The organism is Nostoc sp. (assembly GCF_036917155.1).
Taxonomy (GTDB): Bacteria; Cyanobacteriota; Cyanobacteriia; order Cyanobacteriales; family Nostocaceae; genus Nostoc.
This window is the reverse complement of record NZ_JBALDZ010000218.1, coordinates 1-15,805: the sequence shown is the minus strand read 5'-3', so window position 1 is coordinate 15,805 and position 15,805 is coordinate 1. Positions and strand designations below refer to the sequence as shown.

Below are 15,805 nucleotides of genomic sequence, written 5' to 3'. Positions count from 1 at the left end.
AGATTAGAAAGTTGACTTTACGCCCTACATCACAACAGATAGCCACCTTTGAAAACTGGTTAGAATTGTGTCGCCGTCAATATAACTACAGGTTGGCAGAACGGTTTAACTGGTGGGAAAATAATCGCTGTGATATCAATCGATGCTCTATTGTTTCTTGCGGTATCGCACCACTTAAGGACAAACCTGATTACTATAGTCAGAAGCGCGATTTAACTAATAGCAAAGCTTTCTTCCCGGAATACAAAGAACTACCCTCCCATACGCTACAGGACGTAATTGCACGGGTTGAAAAAACGTTTGACCGTTGGTTAAAAGGTGATAGCAATGGTAAGCGCTCTGGTCGTCCCAGGTTCAAGGGCAAAGGGCGCTATCATTCATTGGCGTTTCCTGACCCTATCAAACCAGAACACCTAACGGGTAAATTCATCCAGTTACCCAAAATCGGCAAAGTCAAGATGATTTTGCATCGTCCAATCCCGGACGGCTTTAAAATCAAAACTGCCACGATTACCCGTAAAGCTGACGGCTATTACATCAGTCTTAGCTTGGAAGATGTAGCTGTGCCTAGCATCAATTCCGATGTCATTCCCACACCAGACAATACTGTGGGCGTTGATATGGGATTAAAATCATTCTTGGTAACGAGTGACAACCAAGAAATAGAAATTCCCCAACATTACCGTAAAAGCGAGAAAAAACTAAAGCGGCTGCAACGTCAACTGTCTCGAAAACACAAGGGGTCAAATCGTCGCAAGAAAGCAATTAAACGTGTTGCCAAAGCTCATTTAAAAGTCGCTAATCAGCGCAAAGATTTTCACTATAAAACTGCCTTATGGTTAATAAATCAATCCCAAGTTATTGCACATGAAAACCTAAATATCAAAGGACTAGCAAAGTCCATGCTTGCCAAGTCCGTAAATGATGCCGGCTGGGGTCAATTTCTGCAAATTCTAAATACCAAGGCTGCAAGTGCTGGGTGTTTGGTAGTAGCGGTAAATCCCAATGGCACAAGCCAAGAGTGTTCCGATTGTGGCGCGACTGTTCCAAAAACATTGGCCGATAGGTGGCACAACTGCTTATGTGGTGCTAGTTATTGCCGTGATCATAATGCCGCGCGAAATATAAAATACAGGGCGGAGGGTCATCCCGTCCTTCAAAGCTCAGGAAATGTCCGACGGGTTGCCGGGAGTCACTGAGAAGCCCCCGCCGTCCCGGAGGGCGGCGCGGGGAGTATGTCACGATTTCTCATCATAAGATGACAGAAACTCACCGAAATAAAAGTATTTAAATTTACAATTAAGTTACGCAAAAAAGCTTTGTAACTAAAATCATCAAGTAATCTTCTGGGTTCTGTGTGTTCGGAGTGATGGCTGTGGGAAGTACACACCAGAAGGCTGAAAACTTGTTAATATCTTCATGTAGAGTCATGGCGATCGCGATTGTATCGTATGTATCTAATGTACTTTTGCCTAAGATAGGACTATATTGGCGAATTCGCAGGACAAAATGTTTTTGAATTGATTAAAATATCCTTGTATACAATAAGAAGAGTTTGTCAACTTTCATAGGGCTGAAATCGCCACAGTGCGCTAACGTGTGAATAAGGCCGAATTAGTGAAACCTAAATTGATCTCCAATCGGGTCGATTCTGTCACCGCCTTAACTCCTCAGTTAAGGTAGTTAGTACGCAGAAGGTTAACTGCTTTAAGGCAAGCACCACCACCGTTGTTGTATTTACCCAAGGTCAAGACCCACTTGAGTCTAAGGGATGCGTAATTTATGAAGGAAATGTAAAAATGGGTAGGTTAAGATCAATAGTCTGAGTTAACATAAAATGCACTCTTCCTCAGTAATTAATGTTGTGTAAAATACATTGAATTCGGCAAAAGCAAACGTACTTACTTCGTAATGTAATAAGAACGTCACTGCAATTCCGAAAAGTGAAAAAAAATTTCAGGGTATTAATCCCGTTTTTAATGTCTTTTTGGTGAAAGTGGCTAACAGTTGCTTAATGAATTCATGATTAATACACAAAAAGAGTGCAATTTCTGTGAAACAGGCTACAATCGGAAGAGTCTTTATAGGAAAATCTGCCAACAGTCTGAACTCATTTGTATAGAGTGGCAAGTTTTTTGAAAAAGGCAAGTATTTATTTGACCAGCTAGTTGAAAGCAATATGTGATAGCAACACATATAACATTTACGAAAGTGAGCAAGTCACCTTTAGTAATTGCTGAAACTAAAGTAAAAACCCTCCTACCGGAGGAGTAAAACGTCCGAAAATATCTCTGGCAAATCTGCCAATAAGCTTATTTTCGGTTGGCAATTGGCTCGTTTAAAAGAGCAGTAAACACATCTTGAGTAATTGATTCTGCAAGGAGCATGAGGAACGCGGCATGAACCAGGCTAACAACGTACTCGAAAGCATATATCAGCCTGACCTAGAAATAATGAATCAGCCTGAGCTCGAGTTAGAAGAACTCTTAATAGACGATGAAGAGGACTTGCTGATCATCGATGAAGGTGACGAGGAATTTTTAGAGCCTCAGTCTGATGAGGACGACGCAAAGTCTGGAAAAGCCGCTAAATCGCGTCGTCGGACACAAAGCAAGAAAAAGCATTACACAGAAGATTCAATTCGGCTTTACTTGCAAGAAATTGGTAGAATTCGGCTGTTGCGGGCAGACGAAGAAATCGAATTGGCGCGTAAAATCGCCGATTTGCTCGAATTAGAGAGGGTACGCGAAAGACTATGTGAACAGTTAGATCGCGATCCTCGAGATAGTGAATGGGCAGAAGCAGTACAACTGCCACTACCAGCCTTTCGTTATCGCCTCCATGTTGGTCGCAGAGCGAAAGACAAGATGGTGCAATCTAACCTCCGTCTTGTAGTTTCAATTGCTAAGAAGTACATGAATCGTGGTTTGTCGTTCCAGGACTTAATTCAGGAAGGCAGTCTCGGTTTGATTCGTGCCGCTGAAAAGTTTGACCACGAAAAAGGTTATAAGTTCTCCACTTATGCTACATGGTGGATTCGTCAAGCAATTACCCGTGCGATCGCAGATCAATCCCGCACCATTCGTCTTCCAGTTCACCTTTACGAAACCATTTCTCGGATTAAGAAAACTACCAAGTTACTATCTCAAGAGATGGGTCGCAAACCCACTGAAGAAGAAATCGCCACTCGCATGGAAATGACCATTGAGAAGTTGCGGTTCATTGCAAAATCGGCTCAGTTACCAATTTCACTAGAAACGCCAATTGGTAAAGAAGAAGATTCTCGATTGGGCGACTTTATTGAATCCGATGGTGAGACACCAGAAGACCAAGTTTCCAAAAATCTTCTGCGCGAAGACCTTGAAAAAGTCCTCGACAGTCTCAGCCCACGTGAACGTGATGTTCTCAGATTACGTTACGGCTTGGATGATGGTCGGATGAAAACCCTTGAGGAAATCGGCCAGATTTTCAACGTCACCCGCGAACGGATTCGTCAAATTGAGGCGAAAGCACTCCGCAAGTTACGCCATCCAAATCGTAACAGCGTTCTCAAGGAATATATTCGGTAGTTAATTAGTCATTAGTGAATAAACAAATGACTAATGACTAAGGACAAATGATAAACAAATAAAAAACCTGGTAGTGAATTAGCACTCCAGGTTTTTTTATTTATAGGTCATCTTAGATATTAAAACTTACAGGATGCCCCAAAAATGTAGGAAGCCTTGACCAGAAAAAACCTCGACTAAAATGGCTGCTGAAAAGCCAATCATTGCCAAGCGACCATTCCAAATTTCTGCTTGTGGGGTAAAGCCCCAACGCCAAGCGTTGCGGTCTTCAATTATAGGAGTGGTGACTTTTGTTGTGCTTGCATTTGTCATGGTTTAGACTCCAAACTTAATTTTTAAGGTTTATTGCCTTATGTAAACTAATATAACAAATATTTTGAGAAAGACAACATTTTTTATACTTTTGTCTTCATAGCTTGACATAAATAGAAATAGCTATTTATACAGATTTAAGCATCTGCCTTCAGTGAGATTTACTGAGATAGAAGAGATGTTATCTAGATTTCTACTGTCATAGATAATTTTAGTCTTATTAAGATTAATTATCAATTAATATTTTGTATTGCTTGATTTTCAATAGAGTTTGTTATTTGAAATTAAAAATTATTGATAATTAATGGAGATATTGGAATCAAAATACTGCCCATAACCCCGACTTCTTCAAGAAATCGGGGCTAATACTATTCGGTTATGGCAAGAGACGCGATGAATCGCCGTCTCTACAATAATCAGTCTGTCGGAGACTGGGAACGAGATCAGCCCTACATAATTTACGATCGCACTTCGGCAACAGTAATAATTTTTTCATCACGGCTGAGTTGGAGGATGCTTTCACCTTTGACATCTCTACCTAAAATCGGCACTGTTTCCACAGGTATTCGCACTACCCGTTCCTTATTCGTCACTAAAGCTACCTCGCCAGATGCCATCGCCATGACCATACCAGCTAAGTTGTCAGTTTTGCTAGCAAATTTCAGCGCTTGCGTGCCTAAATCGCCGCGATTAGCCGCTCTTAACTGACTCGCAGCCATCCGCTTGGCATATCCTTCTTGAGTAACTAGCAGCAGTTGGTCATCTTTACCGACAGTGACACAGCCAACCATTTGCTGATTTTTCAATAACCGAAATGCTTGTAAACCCATCGCTGTGCGTCCCATGACTGGCAATTGTTCATCATTGACTGCAAAGCGCAACATTCGCCCACCAGAACTAGCTAAAATCAGATGCTCCCCTGGAGCGGTGAACTGGGTAAATGACAATTCATCATCGTCTTTGAGCTTCAAAATCGTGATTCCGCGCCGAGTCAGGTTAGTAAATTCTCCCAAAGACAGGCGCTTAATTCTTCCCTGTTTTGTTAGGAGAATCATCTGCCTAGTTTCGAGATTTTCCGGCAGCGAAAAGCGGCTGACCACAGCTTCTTGAGCGCCTTGAGCAGTACTACTCAGCATCGTAATCAAAGGTTTTCCTCGTGGAGAACGCCCAGTAGTTGGGGGAATTTCCCCCACATTCACCGGATAGACTTTGCCGCCAGCGGTTAGTATTAGCAAGTCTTTCCCGGTGTCGGTCAACACAGTTTGGATAATGAAGTCATTATCGTGCAGACCATTTTCAGCTTTTGACTTTCTCCCAGGTGGTTGAGTGCGGCGAACATAACCCCGTTGGGTAAATTCTAAAATCGCTTCTTCTACTGGTTCAGAAGATTTAAGTTCTTCTTCCTCCTCTGCTCTAGACTTCTGCTCCTCTACCCTAGACTTTTGTTCCTCTCCAATTTTCGTCCGCCGGGGATCATTGTACTTGCGCTTGAGCGATCGCAAATCTTTTTTCAGCGCTTTGAGTAATTCGCGGCGATCGTTGAGTAATTGCTCCAACAAGCTAATTTGTCCGCTGATCTGCTCAAATTCTTGCTGCAAATTTTGCTGTTCTAAACTAGTGAGGCGACGCAACGGCATCGCTAGAATTGCATCTCCTTGTACCTCACTCAAATCTAGTTGGCTACAAAGAGTAATTTTTGCCGTACTGCCATCGGGAGCTTGGCGTAAAATTTGAATTACCTCATCCAAATTAGACAGCGCTTTCAGCAAACCTTCTACCAAATGCACGCGACTTTGAGCCTTACCCAACTCGTAATTGTAGCGACGGTTCAGCGTCTCTTCCCGGAAACTCAAAAACTCCTGCAACAGTTGACGCAAACTTAATTGGCGGGGTTGTCCATCCACTATTGCGAGGAGAATTGCCCCAAAAGTCATCTGTAAAGCAGTTTGGTGATATAAATGCTGGAGAATTTCTTGGGGATTGGTATCGCGTTTGAGTTCAATTACCACCCGCATCCCTTCGCGATCGCTCTCATCCCGAAGATCGGAAATTCCTTGCAAGCGTCCTTGATTTACTAAGTCCGCTACCTTCTCAATCCAGGCAGCCTTATTCACTTGATAAGGCAATTCTGTAATGATAATTGCCGTCCGTCGTTTGCTTCCCCTGCTGGCTGGAATTTCTTCCAGAGTTGCGACTCCCCGCAGCAGAATTCCACCTTTACCTGTGGTGTATGCTTCCCGAATTCCCGCCTCACCAATGATTTCCCCACCAGTGGGAAAATCTGGCCCTGGAATTAGCTCAAATAATTTTTCATCTGCTAAATCTGGGTTGTCGATTAAAGCAATTAACCCATCGACAACTTCCCCCAAATTATGGGGTGGTACATTCGTTGCCATGCCCACGGCAATACCAGAACAGCCATTAAGCAACAGAAACGGCAACTGAGCAGGTAACACCGTTGGTTCTTGCTGGGAATTATCGAAGTTCCCGACAAATTCCACAGTTTCTTCCCCAATTTCTGTCAGCATTCCCTCATGGCTGATGGGTGCGAGACGCGTTTCTGTGTAGCGCATCGCCGCTGGCGGGTCATTATCGACGCTGCCAAAGTTACCGTGTCCTGCTAGCAAGGGATAGCGACTAGAAAAGTCCTGCACCAGCCTGACTAAAGCATCGTAAACTGATTGGTCGCCGTGGGGATGGTATTTACCCAACACATCACCCACTACACGGGCACATTTTCGATAGGGTCTATCTGGTACTAAACCAAGTTCATGCATTGCATACAAAATGCGGCGATGCACTGGTTTTAAGCCATCACGCACGTCTGGTAGCGCTCGCCCGACAATTACGCTCATGGCATATTCTAGATAAGACCGTTGCATCTCGGTGTGCAGGGCTGTTGGAATTACCTGTCCCGTTGAGAGAAGGTTTAACTGTTTTGCCATGAGTTTTTTCCCTGAAATTTAACTACACAAAAGCCGATGGAACTCAACACTGTGGCAACCACAGCATAACGGATGAAATGAGATTCATAACAAAATTTTGATAGTCACAGAAGAAAAAGCAGTAGTATCATCCTTGATGACGAAGATGCAATTGACTATTAAAAAGGATGCACACGAGTATAATCTACATAAACTTAGTAGCCATGATACTTACAATGATTGCATTTGTTAATTTTGAATTCTGGAATTCTTGAATCTCCTCACCTCTATAACTAAAATTCTCATGAAAACTGTTTTAATTGTCGAAGACGATCTAATCAATGCTCGTGTTTTTTCCAAAATTTTGTCCAAGCGTGGCGGCTTGGGTGTGAAACACACTGAAAATGTCGAAGAAGTCATAAAAATTGCCCAATCAGGAGAAGCCGACCTGATTTTGATGGATGTTTCTTTGTCCAGAAGTGTTTACCAAGGTAAGTCTGTTGATGGAATCAAGATTACACAGATGTTAAAATCCGATCCAAAAACAGCAAACTTACCTGTGATTTTGGTGACGGCACATGCTATGGAAGGCGATCGCGAGAACTTTCTCAAGCAAAGCGGTGCTGATGGCTACATTTCTAAGCCAGTTGTTGACCATCAACAGTTTGTTGACCAAATCATCGCACTTCTACCCACAGACTAACACTGAGAATTAACGACTTATTTCAGGAATACTCGCCCGCCAATGTTTTTGGGCGAATAGTTCCTGTATTTTGTTAGTATATATGTACTACGAAAAGGTACTGTTATGCAAGTGGTGATAAGAGAGTTAGGAGTGAGGAGTGAGGAGTTAGGAGTTAGGAGTTAGGAGTGAGGAGTTAGGAGTTAGGAGTGAGGAGTGAGGAGTGAGGAGTGAGGAGTGAGGAGTGAGGAGTGAGGAGTGAGGAGTGAGGAGTGAGGAGTGAGGAGTGAGGAGTGAGGAGTGAGGAGTTGAAATATTTAACTCCCAACTTTTAACTCTTAACTTTTAACTCCTAACTCATAACTCCTAACTCCTAACTCATAACTCCTAACTCCTAACTCATAACTCCTAACTCCTAACTCATAACTCCTAACTTTTAACTCAGCACTCCTATTGAGTAGGCTGTTTTCTAGGCGTAGGCACTGATGATGAGTTTTCTCGTTGCTGTAGGGCTGCTTGAATACGGGGTAATTCTAGGAATTTTTTCGTATCAGACAGGAGGCGATCGCCCCAAAGATTTTCTTTGAGGAAATTCAAATTAGCATAGCGCGAATCGATACGGAGTGCAGCTTCTCCCAAGCTTAGTCCTTGTTGGTGATCGCCTTTAGTATAGAGTGCTACTGCCAAGGCTAATAAAGGTTCTGCGGCTTGTTTATCAAGGGTTACAGCCGATTGCCATCGCTTAATCGCTTCGGGGGTATTGCCCTGTTCGTAGTTGATTAAGCCAATATTGTTGAGCGCTGGCCAGAATTTTTTATCTTGGGAGACTGCCTTATCGTACTGGGCGATCGCATCTGGCAATTTACCCAGCAAATAGTAAGCATTACCCAAATCAAATAACCCCTCTGGATCGTTGGGTTTTAACTTCAAGCCATCTTGGTAATTGACAACAGCAGCTTGGTAATTTTTCTGCTGAAAATTAGCTGAACCCAAAGCAAACAAAATATCACCATTTTTGGGGTTGATAGATTGCGCTTTTTTTAGACTAGCGATCGCCCCGTCAAACTCTTTAGTTTGCAACTGCAATCCACCTAACAGCAACCATACCTTATCATTGCCAGGAGCCAGCTGACTAGCCAGCCGCGCTCGTGGCAAAGCTAAGTCAACCTGTTGAAACTGAGCTAGTTGAGCCGCCTCTTGTGCTAGGCTCAACCCCTGCTTCTCTAACTTTGTCGCATCTAATTGCAGTGTATGGGGTATTAATGCCTGCGCGTTAGCGGCTTTTGGCATACTCCACAAACTACAGATCATTAGAAAAGAAATCAAACGTACATGTTTAGGCACACTACCGCCTTTAAGCCACTAATCAAAGAATCTTTCAGCTAGCTTAAACGATCTCCGCTGTTGACGGTAGCAAAATCTTACGTCATTAGTTCTTGACATCCCCATCACAAAAGCAATATATTAATAAGTAAGTGAATACTTATTTATGGCTCGTATACCCAGAATCACCAATCAGCAAATCTTAGAAGCAGCTCGTCAAATTTTCCTGCAACAAGGATTTGGGGCTTCAACCTTAGAAATTGCTCAAAAAGCAGGTATTTCTGAAGCTTCAATTTTCAAACGATTCTCAACCAAAGAAGAATTATTTTTTGCGGCGATGGGAATTCCCGAAAAACCCCTCTGGGTAAACGAGTTGGAATCTCTTTGTGGCAAAGGCAATCTCAAAGAAAACCTCATCACTATTTGCCTCCAGATTATGGAATTTTATCGCGAGGTGTTGCCTCGTGTGATGATGCTGCGATCGCGAGGCAATGCCCTCCCAGAACTTGGAGGTAAAGAACCAAGGCCTCTGCGAGATGTGAAAGTATTGACTGCTTTCCTAGAGTGTGAGATTAACCAAGATCGTCTTCGCTCTTGTGATCCCCAGACAGTGGCTCATATCTTACTAGGATCGTTGATGAACTACGTTTTCTTAGAGCAGATGTCGTCCCAAGTCAGTATGCCAACTGCGGAATCACCAATAGGAACTTACTTAAATTCTAGAGATCCTGCCACGGAAGTATCAGTATTTGTATTGAGTCTTGTGGATATTGTCTGGCAAGGAATTGCAACAAGTTAGGATTAGGAAAACTTATGACTTTAGTCATATACCAGTCTGGAATTACTAATGACTTTGGTCATACATCGGTTTAGAGTTTTTGAGTAATAATTAATATGTATGAATTTATACGAAGAGGTAAATATTAGACATCTTGATGCCAAAACAAAAACAACTGTCTAAATTGCTGAATCGGAACCTAATCAGAATAGAACTTTAATGTGAATAAGGAGTCAATTATATGTTGAAACCAAACCGTGTATCGATAGTCTTAGCTGCTGCTGCCTTGATCATTGTTCCCACTCTCTTGACTGCGCCTGCAAATGCCCAGACGAAAGTCCAGGTTGTTGCTCAAAGGGATCAAGATCGCGACGGCAGATCCGATCCTGGAGATCGGAACCGTGATGGTAGATCCGATCCTGGAGATCGGAACTACGACGGCAGATCCGATTCTGGAGATCGGAACCGCGACGGCAGATCCAATTTTAGAGATCGGAACCGCGACGGCAGATCCAATTCTAGAGAAGTCAGAAACCTTAGAGATCGGGATAATTGGAACCGTGACAACCAATACAGTGGCAGAGCAGCCAGACTTCGTAATGGTGATCTCAGATTGGCTAATGGGAGAATTATTCCTGCTAGAGACGTAGTTAGACTTCGTAATGGTTACTCCAGACTTCCCGACGGGGTGATTATTGGCCCCCGACTGGAATTCTATGCTCCTGGCTACGTCATTCCTGTTGAGAGACCATCGCTAATCAATATACACCTTTTCTAAAAAGAAGTCAGAATTGCTGAATGTAATTCCTTGGGGAGTCAGACCTGCGACTGCAAGAATTGACCACTAAATCCAAGATTTAGTATAGTTTTTCACTACCTCTTCGGGCGGGAGTAGGGAGTAGGGAGTAGGGAGTAGGGAGTAGGGGAAGAAATTAGCCCTCGATTTAGGTTTAAAGCCGTACTTCGTCCCGCTACGCTAACGCCCGCAAGTGGCGCGATAAAATCCTTGTATCGCATATTGGTTGAAACCCCGCCCGATGTTAAGCCTGATTTGTTTCCCTACTCCCTACTCCCTTTCATCCTTGATTCGGGAGCCAGTCAGACTCCAATTCATGCTTAATTCTGAACGCCAGTTGCTCTACTTAGGGAAACCCCAGACGCTCCGCTCCTGAATTCTTTTTTGTGGAAATACTAAAAACTCCAAAGAATTGCCAGTATATGGCTACCAGGCTATAGTTTTAGGCGTAAATAACTAGCTCGGTAGCCGTTCTTTATAGAAAGCATGGACATGAAAGTCGATACACCAAATACCGTAGATTCCCCAGTTCCACTTCCAGAGGTAAAGAAAAAAAAGGGCAGACGTAATTGGCTCTCTTGGTTAATTGCTCTTTGCCTTTTGGGTGGAATTGGCTATACCATTTATTACCAAGTAACAGTTGCTCCCGGTCAAGAAGCTAGACGCCGGGTGCTAACAAAGCCTGTAGAAAGGCAGAGTTTAACAATCACAGTTTCAGCGAACGGAACGGTGAAACCTGAGCGAGCAATTAACCTCAGCCCGAAAAATTCCGGGATCTTGAAAACACTGCTGGCGAAAGAAGGGGATCTCGTCAAACAAGGACAGATTGTCGCCTACATGGATGATTCCAACCTGCGGGGGCAACTTACCTCTGCTCAAGGACAATTGGCACAAGCTGAGGCAAATTTGCAAAAAGCGATCGCAGGTAATCGTCCTCAAGATATTGCTCAAGCACAGGGAGTATTAGACGAAGCCCAGGCCAATCTGCAAAAAGTACAAGCAGGTAATCGCTCTCAAGATATTGCCCAAGCACAGGCACAGTTACAAAATACTCAAGCTGCTCTAAGTAAAGCAGAAGATAATTTTCTCCGCAATCAACAAGTTTACAAAGCAGGCGGTATTTCCCTTCAGACTCTCAACCAAAGCCGTGCCGATCGTGATAGCGCCCAAGCCAATGTAAATGCTGCACAGCAAGCACTGGGGTTACAAAAAGCTGGGTCACGTCCAGAAGACATTGACCAAGCACAAGCTGTAGTCAAACAGAGACAGCAAGCTTTGGCACTTGTGAAAGCCGGAACGCGCCAAGAAGATATTGACGCAGCCCGCGCCCAGGTAACATCTGCTCGTGGCTCTTTGCAAAACATCCAAGCCGAAATCAGTGATACGGTGATTCGCGCACCTTTTGATGGTGTAGTGACAAAGAAGTATGCCGATCCAGGTGCTTTCGTGACACCCACAACCGCCAGTAGTGATGTAGCCTCTTCTTCTTCTTCTTCAATCTTGTCTCTAGCTTCCACAAATGAAGTTGTCGCCAATTTAGCGGAAACAAATATTTCTAAAATCAGCCTTGATCAAAAAGTCTCGATTCAAGCAGATGCTTACCCAGGAAAGACCTTTGAAGGTAAAGTCAGCCAAATTGCTGCCCAAGCAATAGTAGAGCAAAACGTTACCAGTTTTGAAGTAAGAGTATCGCTTTCAGACCCTCAAAGACTACTGCGGTCTGGGATGAATGCGGAAGTAGATTTTCAAGTCGGTCAAGTTGAAAATGTTCTAGTAGTGCCAACAGCCTCAGTGGTGCGCCAAGAAAATTCCACAGGTGTGTTTGTGGCAGGAAAGAATAACAAACCTGTATTCACTCGCATTGAGACTGGCGTTACCGCGAATAACTTTACCGAAGTTAAATCTGGATTGACAGGAGACGAAAGAGTACTACTCAGTTTCCCACCAGGATCGCGCCCACAATCAACACCAAGAGGAGGAGTTTTCCCTGGTCTAGGAGGCGGAGGCAGAACTGGTGGTGGTGGTGGCGGTCGTTCCGGTGGTGGTTCCCCCTAAAGTTAGTTTTAAGCTGTTAGGACTAGCCTTTCAAGGTGTTCAACGAAAATACGTTGTTTCAGTGCTATCATCCTAAGTTCTCCGCTCAGATTTTGAGCTTTTTAAAGGTTCAAATAACCAATTTCCGTTCCGAATTACACTACCTTGAAAGGGCTAGCTGTTGTGATTATAATTTGCACAATCGGGCGGACAGGGATGCCCACCCCACAAGAAGTAGTTGAGTATTTTTTTATTTGTCAGTCCCTTATTTTATTTGCAATCGTGCCCCCAACTGACGTTTGTATTCTTCTGGGTCAATCTGGATCTCCGTCAATCCCGTATTGAACGCTGCCTTGGCGACTTCTGGAGCTACCCACTGGCAAATCCGTTTGTCTAGTGGTTTGGGAATAATGTAGTCTATTCCAAATTCCAGTGATTCCAACCCATAAAGCTTCAGTATTTCGGCTGGTACTGGCTCTTTGGCTAGGGCAGCCAAGGCTTTTGAGGTAGCCAGCTTCATCTCCTGATTTATCTTCCGTGCTTGTACATCCAAGGCACCCCGGAAGATAAACGGGAAACATAACACGTTGTTAATTTGGTTGGGATAGTCTGATCGTCCAGTCGCCACAATTGCATTCGGTCGGGTGGATTTTGCAAGTTCGTACTTGATCTCCGGGTCAGGATTGGCCATAGCAAAGATTATCGGTTTGTCGGTCATTGTCATGAGCATTTCTGGTGTCACCAGGTTCCCTGCCGAAAGTCCGATAAACACGTCCGCATCTTTAATGACATCGCACAGACTGGCTGGGCGATCGCCTTTGGCATACACCAGTTTTTCAGGAAACATTAGCTCACGCCGCCCCTCGTACACCAAACCCTCTATATCGGTCAGCCAAATGTTACTGCACGGCACTCCTAGCGATCTAAGTTGGTTAGCTGTGGCGATCGCCGCAGCCCCAGCTCCTGAAAATACGATCTTGATCTGGTCGAGCTTCTTCCCCGTTATTTCCAGCGCATTGAGCAGCGAAGCCCCCACAATGACCGCCGTACCATGCTGGTCGTCGTGAAATACCGGGATGTCAAGCATATCCTGCAATGTCTGCTCTACCACGAAGCACTCTGGCGAACGGATATCTTCGAGGTTGATGCCACCAAAGGTAGGGGCTATTGCTGCCACTATCTTGATCAGGTCTTCGCTATCGAGAGCATTAATCTCGATATCAAATACGTCGATATCGGCAAACTTCTTAAACAGCACCGCCTTGCCTTCCATTACCGGTTTGGAAGCCAAAGCACCACGGTTCCCCAGACCCAGAATCGCAGTGCCGTTGGAGATGACCCCCACCAGATTACCCTTGTTGGTATATTTGTAGACGTTCTTTGGGCTGTTACCGCGCGATTGATCAAGCATTAGCATTGGTAGTGCTAAATTCGATAAAGAAAACCCTCATAGTGTTTTGAGGGCATTTGTTGCAACAGTTATAGATTAGTTAGAGTAGTAATTGTGGAATTGTTCAAGCCTTGGCAAAAAAAATCAAATATGGTTATCAATTTTTCTAAATAATAATACTTAAGCCTGAGAGTTTAAAACTACATATACTACTGAAACGTAATAATGAAGGAAATGTAATAGCTTCTGTTCTGGAATTTCCCAACACTCAGGTTGAAGCACCTACTCAAGAACAAGCTGTACAAGAATTGAAAAAACTTTTGTCAACTCATCTTGATGTTATTCTTACAGCAATTTCACATACTCAACATAACTAAATAACACCTGAATGCGTTGATTCTGAATTCTGCATTCTGCATTCTTCTTTAAATAAAACTTATGTTTAAGATGTTCAAGGGCTTCTACAAAGCTAAGAATACCCGCACAGTACCATTGCTGGAAATCTTGACAATGGCGGCAGAGACTCTGTGGAGTAACAAATTACGCACAAGTCTAACTATGTTGGGTGTAATTATTGGGATTTCCTCAGTCATTGCCATTACTTCTGTTGGTCAGGGGGTGCAAAAGGGGGTTGAGCAACAGATACAAGCACTGGGTACAGATGTGATCCAAATCTTGGCAGGTGCGGCTAGAAGTGGGAATGTCCGTCAAGGAGTCGGTTCTAGCAGTACCTTGACTTGGGAAGACGCTAAGGCGATCGCTACACAAGCGCCATCAGCACAGATGGTTTCTGCTTATCTCCAACGCAGCGCCCAAGTTGTCTATGCCGGACAGAACACCTCAACAACCATTTATGGCACAGATTTGAACTACCCAGAAGTCAGAAATACTCACCCCCAACAAGGGAGATATTTTACTCAGGAAGAACTAGATACTGCCGCACAGCTGGCCATTCTTGGTCCCACAGTCCAAAAAACACTCTTTGACCAGGGTGCCAATGTCATCGGCGAGAAAATTCGCATTCAGGGAGAGGCTTATGAAGTAATTGGGGTAATGGAACCTAAAGGTTCTCAGGGGCCGATGGATCGAGATGACCAGATTTTTATCCCTCTCACTACTATGTCAAAGAGACTAGTTGGGAACAATGCCCTGGTAGGCGTTTCTGTAAATGGAATTTTAGTCAAAGGCGCTAATCAGGAGCAGTTAGAAGCCGCTCAGTTTCAAGTTACCAATCTCTTACGGCTGCGTCATAATATTTATCCACCACAAGCTGATGATTTTCGGCTGACTAATCAAGCTGATATCGTTAGTACCTTCACCAGTGTTGTGGGTTTGTTTACAGTAATGGTGGTAGCGATCGCTGGAATTTCCTTGGTGGTTGGTGGCATTGGTATTGCTAATATTATGCTAGTTTCCGTAGTTGAGCGGACGCGAGAAATCGGGATTCGCAAAGCTGTAGGAGCAACTAATTCGGCAATACTGAATCAATTTTTAGCCGAAGCGATCGTGATTTCCATTGTCGGCGGATGTATTGGTATGACGGCTGGTATTTTATTAGCCTTTATAGCTTCAAGCATTTTCAAATTTCCGTTTATAATTTCTTTCTTGTCGATCATTGCTGGCTTTGGACTCTCGTTAACCGTTGGCTTAATTGCTGGGGTAATTCCAGCACGGAACGCATCTAAATTAGATCCAATTAACGCTTTAAGAAGTGACTGAGTAACTCCAAACTCCAAACTCCAAACTCCAAACTCCTAACTCCTAACTCCTAACTCCTAACTCCAAACTCCAAACTCCTAACTCCAAACTCCAAACTCCAAACTCCTAACTCCTAACTCCAAACTCCTAACTCCTAACTCCTAACTCCTAACTCCTAACTCTAACTCCTAACTCCTAACTCCTAACTCCTAACTCCTAACTCCAAACTCCTAACTCCTAACTCCTAACTCCTAACTCCTAACTCTAACTCCTAACTCCTAACTCCTAACTCCTAACTC

The 15,805-nt window shown here is 43.8% G+C and carries 11 protein-coding genes; 7 read left to right on the top strand and 4 right to left on the bottom strand.

Annotated features, from left to right (window positions below; all coding sequences use genetic code 11):
• Window positions 1-11: 11 nt before the first annotated feature.
• Both V7K67_RS28895 and rpoD read left to right on the top strand, forming a co-directional pair.
• Window positions 12-1,199 carry an RNA-guided endonuclease InsQ/TnpB family protein gene (locus V7K67_RS28895; RefSeq protein ID WP_334730830.1) on the top strand — a complete coding sequence of 396 codons (1,188 nt, stop codon included), beginning with the start codon at window positions 12-14 and terminating at the stop codon, window positions 1,197-1,199.
• Window positions 1,200-2,399: 1,200 nt separating this feature from the next.
• Window positions 2,400-3,569 carry an RNA polymerase sigma factor RpoD gene (gene rpoD, locus V7K67_RS28890; protein ID WP_094353188.1) on the top strand — a complete coding sequence of 390 codons (1,170 nt, stop codon included), beginning with the start codon at window positions 2,400-2,402 and terminating at the stop codon, window positions 3,567-3,569.
• Window positions 3,570-3,695: 126 nt separating this feature from the next.
• Here the strand turns inward: rpoD and V7K67_RS28885 are convergent, their stop codons facing one another.
• On the bottom strand, window positions 3,696-3,881 hold the full coding sequence (locus V7K67_RS28885; RefSeq protein ID WP_179067968.1) for a chlorophyll a/b-binding protein: 186 nt from the start codon (window positions 3,879-3,881) through the stop codon (window positions 3,696-3,698).
• A 458-nt stretch (window positions 3,882-4,339) separates the two neighbouring features.
• Window positions 4,340-6,826: a DNA gyrase subunit A gene (gene gyrA, locus V7K67_RS28880; RefSeq protein WP_334730829.1), complete on the bottom strand. Its 2,487-nt coding sequence runs from the start codon at window positions 6,824-6,826 to the stop codon at window positions 4,340-4,342.
• 283 nt (window positions 6,827-7,109) lie between these two features.
• Between gyrA and V7K67_RS28875 the strand changes: the two genes are divergently transcribed.
• Entirely contained in the window at window positions 7,110-7,508 is a 399-nt protein-coding gene (locus V7K67_RS28875; protein WP_069073372.1) for a response regulator, read from the top strand.
• Between the two features lie 429 nt (window positions 7,509-7,937).
• On the opposite strand, the gene V7K67_RS28870 is transcribed toward V7K67_RS28875, so the two are convergent.
• Window positions 7,938-8,831 (bottom strand): tetratricopeptide repeat protein, encoded by an 894-nt coding sequence (locus V7K67_RS28870; RefSeq protein WP_334730828.1) that lies wholly within the window; start codon window positions 8,829-8,831, stop codon window positions 7,938-7,940.
• A 145-nt stretch (window positions 8,832-8,976) separates the two neighbouring features.
• Here V7K67_RS28870 and V7K67_RS28865 point away from each other — a divergent pair, with 145 nt between their 5' ends.
• From V7K67_RS28865 to V7K67_RS28855, 3 genes are all read left to right on the top strand, one after another.
• Entirely contained in the window at window positions 8,977-9,609 is a 633-nt protein-coding gene (locus V7K67_RS28865; protein ID WP_334730827.1) for a TetR/AcrR family transcriptional regulator, read from the top strand.
• A gap of 220 nt (window positions 9,610-9,829) precedes the next feature.
• Window positions 9,830-10,366, top strand: coding sequence for a hypothetical protein (locus V7K67_RS28860; RefSeq protein ID WP_334730826.1), 537 nt, complete (start codon window positions 9,830-9,832; stop codon window positions 10,364-10,366).
• A 510-nt stretch (window positions 10,367-10,876) separates the two neighbouring features.
• Window positions 10,877-12,439 carry an efflux RND transporter periplasmic adaptor subunit gene (locus tag V7K67_RS28855; RefSeq protein WP_335169465.1) on the top strand — a complete coding sequence of 521 codons (1,563 nt, stop codon included), beginning with the start codon at window positions 10,877-10,879 and terminating at the stop codon, window positions 12,437-12,439.
• 244 nt (window positions 12,440-12,683) lie between these two features.
• Here the strand turns inward: V7K67_RS28855 and V7K67_RS28850 are convergent, their stop codons facing one another.
• Complete coding sequence (locus V7K67_RS28850; RefSeq protein WP_335169463.1) at window positions 12,684-13,829, bottom strand: malic enzyme-like NAD(P)-binding protein; 1,146 nt, start codon at window positions 13,827-13,829, stop codon at window positions 12,684-12,686.
• A gap of 426 nt (window positions 13,830-14,255) precedes the next feature.
• Between V7K67_RS28850 and V7K67_RS28845 the strand changes: the two genes are divergently transcribed.
• Window positions 14,256-15,527 (top strand): ABC transporter permease, encoded by a 1,272-nt coding sequence (locus V7K67_RS28845; RefSeq protein ID WP_334730841.1) that lies wholly within the window; start codon window positions 14,256-14,258, stop codon window positions 15,525-15,527.
• Window positions 15,528-15,805 lie beyond the last annotated feature (278 nt).

Bases quoted from the DNA above. Each gene is read 5' to 3' on its own strand.
- V7K67_RS28860 (WP_334730826.1), top strand. From the start codon at position 9,830: ATGTTGAAACCAAACCGTGTATCGATAGTCTTAGCTGCTGCTGCCTTG.
- V7K67_RS28875 (WP_069073372.1), top strand. From the start codon at position 7,110: ATGAAAACTGTTTTAATTGTCGAAGACGATCTAATCAATGCTCGTGTT.
- V7K67_RS28850 (WP_335169463.1), bottom strand. From the start codon at position 13,829: ATGCTTGATCAATCGCGCGGTAACAGCCCAAAGAACGTCTACAAATAT.
- rpoD (WP_094353188.1), top strand. From the start codon at position 2,400: ATGAACCAGGCTAACAACGTACTCGAAAGCATATATCAGCCTGACCTA.
- V7K67_RS28865 (WP_334730827.1), top strand. From the start codon at position 8,977: ATGGCTCGTATACCCAGAATCACCAATCAGCAAATCTTAGAAGCAGCT.
- V7K67_RS28855 (WP_335169465.1), top strand. From the start codon at position 10,877: ATGAAAGTCGATACACCAAATACCGTAGATTCCCCAGTTCCACTTCCA.
- V7K67_RS28885 (WP_179067968.1), bottom strand. From the start codon at position 3,881: ATGACAAATGCAAGCACAACAAAAGTCACCACTCCTATAATTGAAGAC.
- gyrA (WP_334730829.1), bottom strand. From the start codon at position 6,826: ATGGCAAAACAGTTAAACCTTCTCTCAACGGGACAGGTAATTCCAACA.
- V7K67_RS28845 (WP_334730841.1), top strand. From the start codon at position 14,256: ATGTTCAAGGGCTTCTACAAAGCTAAGAATACCCGCACAGTACCATTG.